Raw genomic sequence first — 453 nt, forward strand, 5'->3', positions numbered from 1 at the left:
ATCGTAGGTGTCGTTGACAACGGTTTCGACGCGCAGCGCGCGGCCGTCTTTGAGGTACTGCTTGATCCGGGAGTGCTTGTAGAAGGCGTTGACGGTGACCTCGACGCCGCGGGTGACGACGTTGGTGTTGAAGATCAGTGGGTGGGTGCGTGGGCGGCCGCGGCGTTCGTGTTTGCCGGTGAAGATCAGCTCGACGTGTGCGGGGCGGCCGATGTCGAGGTTGTCGGCGACCAGGGCCTCGAAGAACCCGCGGGCGTGGCGTGGGGCGGTGAACACGAGGGTGCGCGAGACCTCGACCTGGCGCATCGACAGCTCCCACCAGTACCCGCCGGCGCGATCGGCGTCGGTGAGCGGGCGCGGCAGCACCGCCAGCCAGCGCTGGGCGAAGGCGTCGATGGTGGCCGGGCCGAGCCGATCGCAGATGGCCTGCAACGCGGCGGGGTCGTCGGTGGC

The 453-nt window shown here is 69.1% G+C and carries 1 protein-coding gene; it reads right to left on the reverse strand.

Annotated elements, in window-relative coordinates:
- The coding region (locus ACL02T_RS34975; RefSeq protein ID WP_412835104.1) for a hypothetical protein at nt 1-453 on the reverse strand (453 nt) is incomplete at both ends.

This window comes from Pseudonocardia oceanicola (assembly GCF_047200735.1).
Lineage (GTDB): Bacteria > Actinomycetota > Actinomycetes > Mycobacteriales > Pseudonocardiaceae > Pseudonocardia.